This window comes from Ancylomarina longa (assembly GCF_003996985.1).
GTDB lineage: Bacteria > Bacteroidota > Bacteroidia > Bacteroidales > Marinifilaceae > Ancylomarina_A > Ancylomarina_A longa.
On the sequence record NZ_RJJX01000005.1, the window covers coordinates 60,145 to 75,375 of the forward strand.

9 protein-coding genes are annotated in these 15,231 nt (G+C 34.3%); all 9 read right to left on the reverse strand.

The features are described 5' to 3' along the window. Positions 1-22: 22 nt before the first annotated feature. Complete coding sequence (locus DLK05_RS05465) at positions 23-298, reverse strand: hypothetical protein (RefSeq protein WP_127343002.1); 276 nt, start codon at positions 296-298, stop codon at positions 23-25. Between the two features lie 41 nt (positions 299-339). Next, positions 340-1,767: a restriction endonuclease subunit S gene (locus DLK05_RS05470; RefSeq protein ID WP_127343003.1), complete on the reverse strand. Its 1,428-nt coding sequence runs from the start codon at positions 1,765-1,767 to the stop codon at positions 340-342. Further along, entirely contained in the window at positions 1,757-3,160 is a 1,404-nt protein-coding gene (locus tag DLK05_RS05475) for a class I SAM-dependent DNA methyltransferase (RefSeq protein WP_127343004.1), read from the reverse strand. Before DLK05_RS05475 ends, DLK05_RS05470 begins: the two co-directional genes overlap by 11 nt. A 108-nt stretch (positions 3,161-3,268) precedes the next feature. Then, positions 3,269-5,545 carry a DUF262 domain-containing protein gene (locus DLK05_RS05480; protein ID WP_127343005.1) on the reverse strand — a complete coding sequence of 759 codons (2,277 nt, stop codon included), beginning with the start codon at positions 5,543-5,545 and terminating at the stop codon, positions 3,269-3,271. A 102-nt stretch (positions 5,546-5,647) separates the two neighbouring features. After that, positions 5,648-8,908 carry a type I restriction-modification system endonuclease gene (gene hsdR, locus DLK05_RS05485; RefSeq protein WP_127343006.1) on the reverse strand — a complete coding sequence of 1,087 codons (3,261 nt, stop codon included), beginning with the start codon at positions 8,906-8,908 and terminating at the stop codon, positions 5,648-5,650. A 26-nt stretch (positions 8,909-8,934) separates the two neighbouring features. Continuing rightward, on the reverse strand, positions 8,935-9,840 hold the full coding sequence (locus DLK05_RS05490; protein WP_127343007.1) for a restriction endonuclease: 906 nt from the start codon (positions 9,838-9,840) through the stop codon (positions 8,935-8,937). A 114-nt stretch (positions 9,841-9,954) separates the two neighbouring features. Further along, positions 9,955-12,531 carry a phospholipase D-like domain-containing protein gene (locus DLK05_RS05495; RefSeq protein WP_127343008.1) on the reverse strand — a complete coding sequence of 859 codons (2,577 nt, stop codon included), beginning with the start codon at positions 12,529-12,531 and terminating at the stop codon, positions 9,955-9,957. A gap of 8 nt (positions 12,532-12,539) precedes the next feature. Beyond that, on the reverse strand, positions 12,540-14,111 hold the full coding sequence (locus tag DLK05_RS05500) for a hypothetical protein (protein WP_127343009.1): 1,572 nt from the start codon (positions 14,109-14,111) through the stop codon (positions 12,540-12,542). A gap of 199 nt (positions 14,112-14,310) precedes the next feature. Further along, positions 14,311-15,222: a relaxase/mobilization nuclease domain-containing protein gene (locus tag DLK05_RS05505; RefSeq protein WP_127343010.1), complete on the reverse strand. Its 912-nt coding sequence runs from the start codon at positions 15,220-15,222 to the stop codon at positions 14,311-14,313. Between the last annotated feature and the right edge of the window lie 9 nt (positions 15,223-15,231).

Consider the following 15,231-nt stretch of genomic DNA (forward strand, 5'->3'; position numbering starts at 1 on the left):
TTTTAATTAAAATATATCAATTCTAAACACATCTTTTTTTAGCCTTGTATGGATCCGCTATAACTAATTGACAACCTGAAATCAAATTGTCAATATGGTCAATTAAGGATATATCTGAATTGAGTTTTAACATCTCTAAACTTGACATTAATTGCCTTGATTTAGCAATTGCTTCGTCTTCAATATCTATATATTTATTCTGAATAACAGGATTTTTACTTTTACTTTTTTTATCTGGCAAATCAGATATAATTTTCGAAATCTCGTCTAATTTTATGTTCGCTTCTTTTATAGTCATTGTATCTTCAATTTAATCTTAAAAAACTATCAGGTATAACTTCACTTTCGTACTCCTTTTTTAGGAATAGACGCACCCTCATTTTTCTCTTCATTTATACGATCAAGAAGTTTTTCAGAGGATTCCCAATCTGGGCTTTTTCGAATATTTTCTAATTCTTTTTCCGAAAGGAGTTCTCCCCGGAAAGCTTTATCCAGGATTGCATATGGTAAAACAACCAACTTTTCTTTAGCTAACTTGCACTTTACTTCCAGTTGATCTGCAATAGCAAACAATTCCTCTATTCTTCTAACAATTTCTTGTTGTTCTTCTTCAGAATATAAAACTATTGGCGTTTCAGAAACAATCCTCTGGTTTATTTTGGGCATATTCCCAGCTGTACCTGAAGCATTTTTTCTAAAATATTCTCTTACCCGAATTGATGAAAGTTGATAATAAATATAGTTCGTGAGATTCTTATCTTTTAATCTCAACTTCATCATTAAATCAGGGTATATAAAGTCATCATCAATTCCATCATAAATAGCAGAGACACCAACATAATCTAATGAGTTTGATCTTTGCACTAATAAGTCTCCATTTTTTAACCATAAATGGGAATCTTTAGATGGCCTGTCAATATCCAAATACTTCTTTTTTGATGGATCAAACTTACCAGATGTAGTCGCTCCTAATGATAAACTCTTAACATTTGTGACAAAATCGACACCTTTTGGGGAAAATCCATTCCTGGGTCTTTCAGATAACAAATCAATTAATTGTTTATTTTCCTTTTTATCATGAAGATTACTACCCTTCCTCCACATCTTTGTTAATTCACCAGAAAAAGCTTTATGAAGAACAGACTGTCGAAAATCTTTTATTATTTTCGGGAATACATCTAATTTGGTATGTGTAGTCTTTAGCTCATCCATTATAATATCGAGCCTCTCAGCAATCTTATTTTGTTCTAAGATTGGTGGTATTGGGATTGATATTTTCTTATAATCTTTAAATTTTAGATTTCTCAAATTATTGCTACCTCCTTGATACTTTACAACTTCACCTGATTTATAAAAAGATTGCAAATAGTAATTTAGAAAAGTACTATTGATATTTGAAGATGGTCTTAATAAACGGAAAAAATTTGTACACACTTTAGGTAAACCTGGTTCAATATTAAGAACTTCCTTATCAATAACCACTGTTCTTCCTACAGGTTGATCTGGACCACCACCTGAAATTTCAAGTAAGATATCGTTCTCCTTAAGTCTTCGTTTTTCCAAGCTTGTAATTTTAATACTTCTTAAAGCAGCTGACCTCCCTTTATCTCTCTGCCAATTTTTAAGCTCTGAACCACGAATACAAAGTGCATTTGAAAAATCTTTATTTTGAATACTCGGATCCTTTCCCCAGTCTCCACCTAAAACAAAAACAAGTATTTCCTCAAGTTTCGAACCACACCATCTTTCTGGTAAATTATTTTTCATTATCCAAAATTTTTATGATGCTTTCAATACTTGAAGTGATAGCCTTCATATCATCTTTCAATCCTTTTACAATATCAATTGGTTCACCCATGTTTTTGCCATTTTTAAGATTATCATCTGGCATCTCACCAAGATCAAGAAGATCATTGTTTTCACTAATCTCAGCCCTTGAAAAACAAGACCAGCGTTCATCTTTAATAGCTGCTCGGTTTTTAGCTTCATATGCCGTTTCAAAATCTGTAAAATGAGCTTCAGTAAGTGGGCTGTTTTTTCCAAAGTTGGGCATATTGGTGCGTAGATCGTAAAACCACACCTCTTTGGTATTTTTTTTATCTGTTCTACCCCTTTCAAAGAAAAGGATATTGGTTTTTACACCCTGAGCATAAAAAATTCCGGTAGGCAAACGAAGGATGGTATGCAAATTACATTTATCCATCAAATCCTTTCGAATGTTCCTACCATCGCCATCCTCAAACAATACATTATCTGGCAATATGACTGCTGCCCGAGCACCACCTTCAATATGAAGAGAACGATAAATGTGCTGCAAAAAGTTTAACTGCTTATTAGACGTTGGAAATGTTAAATCGGAACGAGTTGGTCGATCCCCACCTTTTTTTGTACCAAAAGGTGGATTAGTGAGTACCAAGTCGTAATTTTTCATCAACTCACCTTGTTTGGAAAGTGTATCTCCCAAATTAATGTGAGAATCCAGACCATGCAGCATGGCATTCATCAGCGCCAAACGATGAGTTTCAGCCACCAATTCGCCACCAGTAAATGCATTATTAACCTGAAAATCGGCATCAACATCGGCATCCATATATTCATCGTACTTTTCGTACAAATAATTATGAGCCGCTACCATAAAACCAAAAGTTCCACAAGCAGGATCGTTACAGATTTCACCCAATTGGGGTTTCATCAAACGAACCATCACATTAATCAAGGGACGAGGTGTAAAATACTGACCTGCACCCGATTTTTTTTCATTGGCATTTTTCTCCAATAAACCTTCATACATGTCTCCCAATCCTTCCTCTTTAGCAGAAAACCAATCCAATTCATCTATGGATTTAATAATCTTGTGAAGGTTTACTGGCTGGCTAATATTGGTCTGGGCATTGTTGTAAATCAAACCCACTTTTCCGCTAGCTTTTCCTAAATCGAGTAATAGTTGACGGTAGAACTCGTGTAATTCCTGTCCTTCTTTTTCAGCTAAATTTTCCCAACGGTACTCTTCTGGAATCTCTCTTTCAGACCCCGTTTCCTTTGCCATTTTCAAGAAAAGGATGTAAGTTAATTCTGTTACGTACTGGTGGTAAGTAATACCATCATCTCTTAATACGTTACAAAGATTCCAAAGCTTGTTTACAATTTCCTGAGTACCCATATTTTATCTTATCCATTGTTGGTTCAATCTGGTTGAACCTATGTAAATATCATATTTAAATCTTTTGCGAAGATAACATTTTCGACTTGAACTTTGAGTTTATAAGCCTTAGGATTCTAGAGCCACCTGCACAAAATCTGGAATATCTTTCACTTGATCTTCATCATCAAAAATATAGTTGATGATTTTTGAAATTTCTTTTTGTTTTCTCTCCTTACATTTTTCCAAATTCCAAACAGGATAATCGTTTGGTTGATTTTTTGCTATACCATATGTACTTTGGAGATATCTTTTAGTTTTTTCAAAATATGGTTTGTTACTTATTGAACGATTGATATCAGATTCCAAAACCATTAAGTTACCTATGGAATTTAAATTATAACCCCATTCGTTCTTAATTTGATCTCTTTCCTCGATATTTTCATCATTATAAGACTGTATATGCTCAATATCAATGGGTAAATCAAACAGTTTTTTTCTCAATCCATTTATTTTCTCAATATCCACCGTCATGTAATCCTCCTCCAACATTGCAGAAATACGGCATATGATATTCTTCATTTTAACATTGTAAATGATATCCCTTTCTAAAGTATATCTTAGAGCATTCCTACTATCACCTTTGTAAAGGGCATCTTCCATAAATTTCTTGTCAATAATTTCAATTATAGAATTGAAATCACCCTTAAGTATTTCCTGACTCAGATTATTGGAAAAAGTTCGGATATTACCAATGGATTTCTGGAAAAGAATGCTGTACAGGCTATACAACTTACTCAATTTACGAACAAAGGCTTGCATTAAATGCAAGCGGTTTTCATCCTCTTTAAACTTATACAAGAAAACAAATATCAAATCCCAATATCGACCGTAACGAGACCACCAAATTTGGTGAAGCGCACAAGCATCCTCAGCAGTATGATATCTGCTTCTCTGCCATTCATAACGAACTTCAACAATATCGTTCAAGTCATCTAAACTTAATCTTAAATCACCAAGCTTTGAAAAACTATCCCATTGGTTGATATTCAAAAGAGTATCAAACATTCTTTCGAAAAATGTATTACTACCTAAAGCATATAATACTACTGGCAAATTGTGTTTTGCAACGAGAATTTTCTGATAAATTGATAAAACACCTGCTATGTCAGTCACCTTCCAACCAAATTCCCGGTTGTAGTCCTCTATTTTTTTATACAGTTCACTGATACGATTAAATACTTCCTTGGATTCATCATTCTTGTCCCTAAGGTATTCGTACATTCTAATTTTAAAAATATCGCCACCATTTAGGTCTAAACCAGTTGTGTTGATAGCATCGAAGATCTGCAAAGTTTTAGAAAGTCCCGCTTTAGTTTCAATCACCACAAAATAGATATTACTCAAAAGATGCTTGACAAAACTGTCTATATCAATTGATTTACCATTATCACCTTCAGGTAATTCCTCTTCGAATATTTCTTTTATCAATTGTGCATTCTGCCAATATCTGTTTAGGGGGTTTCCCTGATCGAATGATAAATCGGATTCCAGCAATTCATCCAACAATTCCTGTTGGGTATTGTTATTCACTTCAGTTTTTAGCCAGTTCAGTTGAATGGCATCCAACTCCTGACATGTGGGATAGTGACTCTTTAAAACCTTGAGTAAAATAAGAAAAGTCGTCAATCTCTGCTGACCATCCACGACCTCCTGCTGATTTGAATAATCACCAAAATAAGATTTTGATTTTTGAGTTAATTGCATGGTACCAATAAACATTGGCTCCTCATTCACTACTTTATCAACTCCCCAATATGATAGAAAAATATCAGATAATAATTTTCTTATTTGGTCTTCACGCCATGAATAGGGGCGCTGATAGATAGGAATTATATATTTTGTCTCCCCATTAAACATCACGTCCTGATCTTGCTGATCGTTATATTTAAGGGTACAGGTTTTTGCATTAATTGAAAAGTTGTTAGTGGCTGCTTTATTGAAATGACTCTTATATAATTTCAAAACAGTATCGTAATATTCACCATGAACTCTGTGGAAAGTTCCCTGATTATAAGTAAATATTTCATTGTCGTGGAGGAAAATCAATTTTACTTTAAAACCAATTACCCAATCTTCATAATCAAATCTCTTTATTTCTCTTTCTGAAAAATTAATTTGATTTTCGAATTCTGTTATCGGTTTGGGTTCTCCCAGTACCTTTCCAATAGCAATAACATCCAGACCATCACTTAAAGCAATCAGATCACCAATTTTGACTTCGTTTTGAATTCGTTCAGTCTTTCTCCCTGCGAAAACTATCTGATGGGTTTTAAAGATGTCTAATATTGATGATTCGGCTTCACCATTATTGCTCCATCTTGAAGCAATTTTCCATATATTCATATCGCTCAGGTTTATAATTTGGACTGATAAAATTCACTGGCATCTGTGGATTCCCAGATGCCAGTTTATTTTGAGATATTTTTCTTTATTTAGCAATTACTTTTATGCTAACTGAGCATACAGTTCGTCTGAAATTAGATCCAAAACCTGTTCAACATTCCCATCGAAAGCTTTATTGATAATTCTGACTCCTCCTTTTTTGGCAAAGGGATTTTTATCCAAATCTTCAATTTTCAAAATGCTCTGACGGAGTAGTTGCTTCTCAAAACTATCCAACCATTTTTTCTGAATTGCATCCCATTTTCGCTGTTGCCTCACCCTACTCATAGCTGACAGAATCCTTTCTTCGTGACTAATTAAACTATCACCAAGCGCCATTGTACGAATAAATGAAATAATATCAGCTCCAATATCCTGATTTTTTGTTTCGGTCCAAGCAGCATTCAATCTTTCTTTTGAAAAGCCATTTTGTTTCAATAATACACGTAATTCTTTCAAACTTACCCTATCCAGCTCCTTTGGACTTTTGCAAATCGTAGTTACCGCCGCAATGTGGTTAGGGTTGTTGATTACAAAATCCTGAAATTTATTCAAGAAATCCTCTCCTGAAACTGTGATATCGTAATCTCTCTCTACACTAAGCAGCTTGTCCTCTTCATTTGCAATAAGAATTACATTTTCTTTATTCTTATATGCATCCAAATATTTGAATACTTTAAAATTCTCCTGAATATACATCTGTCCATCACCATTATCCTGAGCTTTTTGTATTTCATTTTGGAATTGATCTGGGGTTAATCCTCCTGATATACTTTGAAAACTTTCCAATTCAGTTGTCGGTAGTCTCTTCTTTTTTCGATTGTACTTAATTAAAATTTGCTTGATCTGTTTATCGACCACTTCATTTGTTTCCATCAAATCGAACTCCTCAATCATAGATGCGAAATTCTGACTTTGTTTCGCGACCATAGGTTGCATAGATGAAACTTCCTGCATGTTACTGTATATGTCGACAGCATCAAAAATTCGAAATATTTCCTTCTTTAAAGACTCACATTTCCTTGTAGCTCTACCAATCATTTGCTCATAAAGTATTCTTGAGTTTACCCTTCGCATGAAAACCAGATTACAAATTTTTGGCACATCGATACCCGTGGTTAATAAATCAACCGTAACAACAACATTAGGTGTATCCTCATTTTTAAAATTTGTAATTCTTTGTTGAGGATCTGGTTTTACAACACTACCCGTAATTTTCATCACAGTATCGTCTTCAATATCATAACCAGCCTCCTTAAATTCAATTTTAAAAAGATTCACTAACTCATCAGCATGATCGTCGTTTGCAGCAAAAACAAGTGTTTTTTCTTTTTTCTCTGGATTTATGAACTTACACAACTCTTTAACGATGGTTTTATTAAACTCTGGTGTAAGAATTTTTTTATTGAAATGTTCTATTTCAAATGAGATCTCATCCTCCAAGGCATCCAATTCTACTATTTTATCTTCCGATTTATCGTAAGCCATAGGTTTATCGCCACTTTTCCAAGTCACGCCATTGGTATTCTGCTCTGTTTTTAGAAGATACGGTGGTTCGTATGGAATCAAAAAATCATCTAAAACTGCCTGTTCATATGTGTAGCGATAAATTGGTTTTCCAAATATTTCTATCGTATGAAGAGCTGGTGTAGCCGTCAGACCAAGTACAAAAGCATCAAAATAATCAATCACCATTTTGTACTTACTCATGTAATCTTTTTGATCTTTAAAGCCTAACTGATCTTCATCAATTTCCTTATCCAGAATATACCCCCTGTGAGCTTCATCCACAATGATACAATCATACGCACCAACTGAAGGAATTTGTCCATTATCTGAATAGAATAATCTTTGCACCAAACCTTGAACAGTTGACACATGCAATTTGGTTTCCAAATCAGGGAAACGATCTTTCAATTTCTTGATATCGTAATTATCTTCAAACGTGCTAATTTTTTCAATTGGGACATCCACAAAAGAATCCAACGCCTGCTCACCCAGAGATTTTCGATCTACAAGAAAGAGTATTCGTTTAAATCTTTTGGCTTTTATTAAGCGATAAGCTAAACCAAGAACAGTTCTGGTTTTTCCCGTTCCTGTAGCCATTGCTAAAAGGGCTTGTTTCGTTTCAGGTTTTTCACACAATAATTCCTCAACAGCCTGAATCGCTTCTATTTGATAGTATCTCAACCAGAGACCATTCTCACTCTTAAGATATTCAATGCTATCTTTTTTAAGAGATTCATCCCCTATATTTGCATCAAATTTTAAAAGATGCTTTAAATCATGTGGTCCCATCCATCCTTTTAATGGTTCTGCAATATTTGATTTGACACGGGAATCAAGGAACCAAATACCACTTTTTGTTGGTAATTGAGGATGAAAATCCCGCCCATTAGTGGCGAATAAGAATGGAACTCTAACATTTCCATTCATTTTTATTAATTGGATATCCTCTGCTTCTTCAAGATTTATAGCATCTTCCTTTGCCTGTGAAAGATCAGATATAACATCTTTGCCATACCTTTTGGCTTCAATTAAACCAAGTAATTCTTTACCACAAAACAAAGCATAATCAGACCAACCTCTACCACACTTCCATTCTGCAATAGCCATATATTTGCCAGCTTTTGGAAGGGTTCCGTTTTTCTTGTAGTTTAGGTTTACTGAATCTACCTCCCAACCAACTTGAGCAAGTTTTCTGTCAATAATTTTTCTCGTTTCGGCTTCAGACAAATTAATTTTGCTCGCAAACCTGCGACCATCCTCAATTGGATTCCTACTTTTATCAACCTGTAAGTTTTTAAATTTGAGTTTGTATTCCTTTTGTAAGTCGATATACTTATTTTCCCAATCTTTAATCCTCTTGTTCAAATCAGACAATTCCATAGAACTGTCGACTTTAACAGGCTTAAAAAAGCGTAATTCTTCTACACCTGAACGTTTTACTGCATAGGTTAAAACAAACCATTTCGAACATTTAAAAGCTGACAATAGACATGTTATTGCTTTATCCACATTTCCATCATCGTCATGGACAGCCAAATTTCCATGATTTTTGATTGTATACAACAAATCTACGACCTGAGTTGGAGCAAGATCATTTTTTTTAATTTCGCGCAAATAATTATTAAACTGCTTCTTTTCACCGTAATCTATGCCAAACATATCCAATAAAGCCTGGCATAACTTTTCTCCAAATGTTCTGGTCTTAGTCATAGAGGCTGCAGGATCAGAATAAACGTATAATTCTGCTGCCTTACCTAAATTTGCTAGAAAGGAATACTCTTCTATAAGAAAATCAAAATTGGTTTTAGTAGTCATAGCCTTACAATTCCATTAAAATAGTATCAGTTTTCAAAATAATCTCCATCCATTTCTTTCAAAACGAATTTGCGCTTTGTGGATACACCTACGCTGTGTTCAATCATGAATTCAGCCAGTCGATGGCCGTCGATGAGCACAATTGTGCGGTCGATATTGTCTACAAATTCAAAAGCTGATTTGCTAAATTCTGAAGTGGTTATGAAGACACCCTTGCGAGCTTTTTGTGCGAGTAAAGCCCCAGCAAAATCTCGTATTTCCTTGATGGGAACCGTATTCTCCCAGCGTTTGGCTTGCAAATAAATCTTATCCAATCCCAAACGATCTTCATTGATGATGCCATCAATGCCACCATCACCGGATTTGCCGACCGTTCTACCAGCTTCTTGTCGAGAACCGCCGTAGCCCATAGCCAAGAGCAGATCAACCACAAGTTGCTCAAACTTATACGGATCCATTTGTTTCACCTTGTCCAAGATATCTCCAGAAAGTGTTCTATTGAGCTTTGTCCAGGCACCTTCCAATTGTTCTTCGGGTGTTTGAATCGTTTCTTCAACTAATTCCTGATTATCGGTTTTCCCATTGGGCGTATTTCCCGTAAATTGATTGAAGGATTCGAAGCGTCGAAGAAAGGCATTGTTAATCATCTCGGGTTTGGAAGCCAGAATCTCATGTCCTAAGGCAGTGATTTGAACGTAGCCCCGTTTCTCGGATTGTAATAAGCCTGCCTTTTTAAGATAAGTGTTTGCCCAGCCCACACGGTTATCAAAAAGGGGCTGACTGCCACTTGGCAAAAGTTCCTTTCTCTCTTCGGCTGTCAGTTGAAATTGCTTAGCCAAAATATCGATAAGATCTCTATAACGAAAGATTCTGTTATCTGTAGTTGCCTGTAATAATGGAAGCATCAGGCTTTGGTAATCGGGTACAGCCATATATTTTGGTTTGAGATTGAGTTTTCACATTCCTCATTTTACGGGTTTATATGGTAAAATGAGGATAGATTCAAAATTAACAAAATAAACTAGATCTTTTAATAATTATATACGTCATTGCGTATTTTTTTGATTTGACACTGGTTTCTTTTTTTTCAATTTAGTAAGACTATATTCTAATATTTGCATTGGGAACTGAATACACTTGTATTTAATATTTGAAGAATGTTTTTCTTTTATAAGACATACTCCATTTTGTTCATGATAAAATATTTTTTCATTCTCGTCTATATGCAAAAACTCCTCATTTAATCGTTTATTCAATCGAATCACACTCAAATAATTAAAGTATACATCCAAATTTGATTTGGAAATTGCTTCCACATAATCACGAAAATTTTCATCAGTTTTTCCAAACTTTTTTAAAATATTCAAACAAGCAAGATCCGACATATCTGAATGAGGGTTCCCCATCCTATTTCCATTAATCAAATAATTACAAATTATGGAATGGTCAACTGCTTTCTGTAAATACTCTCTTAGCTTATTATCTTTATATTCATCACTAGAATAATCTTCTAATTGACAAGAAATAACTACCCTCGAAAAAGCCAAAAGTACTTTTTGCATGATACTATGATAATGTTCTCTTAGAGTGTCTTTCCATTCATTTGGATCGTAAAGCTTGTATTCTTTTTTCGACTGATTATACGGGAGCGTATAGTTTGTAAAACACAGAATAGCTGTAATAACATGTGATACAACAAGAAACTGACAAACCGTTACTTCATTTATTTTAAATTCATTATCGAACTGGTTCTTTTCCATGGCCTTTTCAAAATCAAGGGATAACTTAGCAGTCCTCCTTAAAATACGATTTGCTTCAGATTTATCTTTTATTTCATGAGAATCAAAATCTCTTATTGTTGCCTTCCGTTCAACACTTACATTAGCACTTCCATCTTCTTCTTCATCATTTAGCTCTTCGATATTTGAACTGTGTTGTTCATTAAAAAGTTGGGTAAGCGTCTGCCAAATCCTGATAGTATTGTGAGTTTGAAATAGTTTAGCCTTTACATCTTTATTCTTCGATGCAGCAACAGCTTCTTCATACGTCACCTCTCCATGTACATCTTGTACAGAAAAAGTTCTATTCCCAGACGAATGATTCTTATTTTCTAATGCCTTACTAGAATCCAATTCAGTCAAGTAATTCATTATCTGAAATTCATTCACTTTCCCAATTTCCAAAGCACCAATCAGCCCTCGAATCGTTCTGTTCTCCTTCGATGGATCAGTATGGTATAACTTGTCTAGATAATTAAGAACCTGTTTATTCGAGACTGCATCTCCCTTATCATTCTCAAATATTACATACGCAGGGTTAAGACTTAAACACTCTGAATTTAATCTCACAAAAATCTCTTTCGAGTCTACCTCAACTAAACTCTGTTTATAAACAACAGTTCCGACATCATTGCACAGTACAACAGACATATCAGGATGGCTTAGCTCTTGTTTTAGAAATATTTTTAGAGTTAGAACATTAAGATCACAGCTTAAAATCCTTATCTGTCTTTCCTTCCTCTCTTTGAGTTCGACTTCTTGTCCAGCTTTACTTTCTCTTTTGTAAGCAGATGGCTTAACCACTTTCTTTACACCTTTTATTCCCAAATCATCTAAAAAGTTTAATTTCTTTGATTTATACAAAGCACCAAACTCCTCATTAATACCCTTGTTCGATTCAGTCCCCCAAGCAGCCATAGTCGCATTTGCACTTCCAATCAAACAGTATTCATTCTCATCAGATTTAAAATTAAAAATCTTACTGTGTAGCTTCCTTTTAAACTCGGTCCCACCATTAAGATCCTTTTCCCCTCGCTTGGTATTCTCCCAAGCAAAAAATGACGCTCTATCATTTTCGGCCATATTTGTTGGAGGCAATCCAAATTCCTCAGGGATATAAACCTGCATAGTGGCATTCGGCAATTTATCCAAGAGGTTTAAAAGAAAATCCCCTCCTTCATCGAAGTAAGGGCAAACGATACTAATCAAACGGATACTGTCTTGAGGTAGCAGTCTGAGTAATTGAGAAAAAGCAGAGCTGACACTGTTATAAACTAACGCTATCTCAGTCTGATCATCGACCTTAACAAATGAATGTGGTTGTATTGTACTCTCACTTAACAAGTCACAATTTCTTGGGATAATATTAATTATTCGCTCTTTAGAATATCCTTCAATTCCAGTTGATAAATATTGTATATACTGCCACGTTTCAATAAGTAAGGGTAAAAAGGGGCTATCCTTAGAGTCAGCATAAAATGTCGTAAAAGTCTCATGATTTTTACCATGCCCGCCTGGAGTAATATTTCCAGATCCCATCACCATTAGTATTTCCTTATCACCTATAAAAAAATTGATCTTAGGATGAAAAGCTCCTTTTGCTTTTACTCCATTAACAGAATAGGATTGAGTCAGCTGACGTAATCCTCCTGAAGTTAAACCTATAGAATTATCCAACATATCAGAATCCACAAGCACACCAACATTAGTCACCCATTTGTGCTTCAGTGTTTTTAATACCTGATACTCGAAATGATGGAAATTGAACGAGAAACTGGTTAGAATTGCTGAATGAAATTTATTTCGACCACCAGGGACTTCAATATATATTTTCTTTTCTTCCATTTTATCTATTATATAGATTCTAACAATTCCATTCCTTTCACTGTCAAATTATTCTCTTTATCGATCATAAATAGATCTTGCATAAAATTTGAGACCGTTTTCAATCTAGGTGATGTATGCCTAGGTTTCATGGTTTGAACATGTGAAATAACTCCATCTTCAATTATAAACTTCAACAGATTACTTTCACCATTACCCATTTTTCGGTATGCCGTATTTACATGATCGTTTATTAGCTTTTTAATGGTTTCTTCGATAAATAATTCAAAGCTCATATCGAGCGATTGCCTCATGTAAACATTTAGATTTTCCGTAACACGCCCTTTTTGTCCCCAAACCTTATATTTCTTCTCAAACTCTTCTAATTCATCAATTCGTTTCTCATTAATTTCATAAATAACAAACATCAGTTTAAAAGCCATTACAATAGCTATCTCTGAATTTACTGGTGATTTAACTACTTGCTCCAATTCATCTAATAATTCAACTAAATCCTTAGTTTCATTGTTGCACCAAACATCAAAAACAGTTTGATCAACAGTAACACTAAAGTTTTTTATCGAATCTACAATTACTATTTGACTGATGTCCTTAATAAACTTCACAACCTCCTGATCGTTTCCATCTAAATGAATCAAAATAGACCAGAAAATTGTTTCTAATGCTATATGAAAAGCTTCATTCACGTAATAATAATACCAGCCAAAAGAGGCATCACCCTCTTTCTGCAATAGGTTTAACTTATACTGACTTGTTATAAAACTACGCTCTTCATACGCCCCAGTTTTAGTAGATATGTATTTTAAATACAATCCTATAGTTTCTTTTCTCAGTGAAGTGTGATGACCGTTTATATCATTTATCTCTCGCCCATCCTTATTTAATAACACACTGTTGTAACAAGACCATTCTTCACTGTCAACCTTAATATTGTTAATCGAGAAATCAGAAAGAAAATTAATATCATCCTCAGTTAGTCGTCCTGTTTTTATTATTTGTAAAAATCTATTTTGCTTCTCTAAGGAAATACCAGATGCAAATGCATTAGCTAACTGTAAACCTTCTTGATAAACAATAAAAAACTTACTCTCTATCTCTATTAAGTTTAACGCAATTAAAGAACCCGCATAATACTGTCCTAAGGCACCCGACGGATAATCCCAATAGACAGAACCTTTTACTGTATCCTTGTTTTTATCAGCTCCCAGGTGAATATTATAAAAACCTTTCATTATAAGATCTTCCTGATGCTTTGCTGTAAAATCACTACCTACAATACTAAGTTCATCAGGAAACTTCTCCCTCATTATGAAAGCAACAATCAACTCAGCTCTTCGAATAAAATTATAATGCTCGTTTAAAGTACCTTCATGCCTTAAGGTACTATCTTTTCCATACATATTAAGAAGCCATAAATACAGTCCATAATATCGAAGTCGAAGGGTTAGGTTAGTCATTCCAGGTAATAAACGACCATAAGTTGTTATCGAACTATTTTGAACACCTAAAGGATCACGACCAGTCATAAAACCACTATTCTCAGCCCAAAATGGTTTTTTATAAGTTTCTGTACTATACATTTGGATTTATCTATAGGAAATATTTAACAAGAAAGTAATTTATCAATAAATCAAAATTAATAAAATAAATAGGAGCATTAAGCGTTTGATCCTATTCTTTCATAACTTATTGTTTATCTAAATACGATTAAGTTAATCTCAATAATATTGATTCAGATTTAGAACATGTTCTTAAATAAGCTTTAAATCCAACAATTAACTAGATGCTTCTTTTCTTTTTACGATTCATTAGCAATCTATTTTTCTTACTATTTTTCTCATTCATTTTTTTAGCCTGAAACTGCCAAAGCAATTCTTTTATGAATGCTTCTTTTATACCTTTATCGATTTTCTCAGGCTTTTTAATAATCTGTTTTTGAATGAGTTCTTTTTTTTGAACCGTATAAAAATTGGGCTTCTCTTTAAATCTTGACAATCGAATGGGATAACGAATTACCTTTTCCATTCCATCAGTCACAACAACAATATGCCCTCTTCCTGATTTTCTTATTTCCACATTAAAAAGTTTTAATGCTTCATCATACATCACTTTCGAATTAATCGAATCCATCTGGTTTAAGTGCTGAAAAAGGTTCTCCAGGCTTTGTTTGATATTTCGACTTCTTGCTGAAAACTTGAATACAGGCTTTTCCTTTCGAGTTTTATGATCCAACTGATGTCTAAGCCCTAATTCCTTAATGAAGTTTTGAACCTTTTGCCTCTCATGATTGTCTTTGATTTTCTTACCTGTATGACGATCTATTCTTGAAGATACAATATGAAAATGGACTCGATCCAAGTCTTTATGCTTGTAGACGAAATAAGGCTGACTGCCATAGCCCATATGCTGCATCAGCTTATCCATCTCCTCTCGAATTATCTTATCACCTAATTTCAGGTAATCACTTGTAGATGGGTTAAAGGAGATATGAAGACATCTATTCTTTACCCGAGGATTTAGCTTTTCAATGTCAAATATCTCTTTTAGGCGGTGTTTCTTATCGTATAAAAAGGGATTAATGGCTTTAGTGTTTCGACAATGAAAAAAGGTGGCAGTCTTCTCCTCCACTTTCTTCTCATTGTAAAGAAACGCATTCTCAGTACTGGCGGTTTGATGGATCACAATGACCATGGAAAGGGC